The 295-nt window shown below is 47.8% G+C and carries 1 protein-coding gene; it reads left to right on the plus strand.

Going from position 1 to position 295, the window contains the following annotated elements:
* The coding region (locus tag P0G09_RS19530) for a hypothetical protein (RefSeq protein ID WP_275253507.1) at positions 1-295 on the plus strand (295 nt) is incomplete at both ends.

Here is a 295-nt window from a genome sequence, read left to right on the forward strand (position 1 = left end):
CCAAAATGCTGAAGAACCTGCATAATCTTTTTGTTTCTGAAATGGAGTATATCCATAAAGGGAAGAATACCGAGATAATAGATGAGCGTACTCTGCTCCGTCTGCATTCCGGGCTGTCTTCCGGCCTGGTTTCCGATGAGGAAGCCGGACTGTTTCGCACACGTCCGGTAAGAATATCCGGAACTGATTATGTGCCTCCCCGGGATGTATATGAGATACGTTTCAAACTAAGCGAGGTGCTTTACCGGCAGACGGAACTGGAGAATCCCCTTGAACGTGCTGTGTATCTCCATTG

The sequence above is a fragment of the Faecalibacterium sp. DFI.5.82 genome (assembly GCF_029076575.1).
In the GTDB taxonomy this organism is placed as follows: Bacteria; Bacillota; Clostridia; order Oscillospirales; family Ruminococcaceae; genus Faecalibacterium; species Faecalibacterium duncaniae.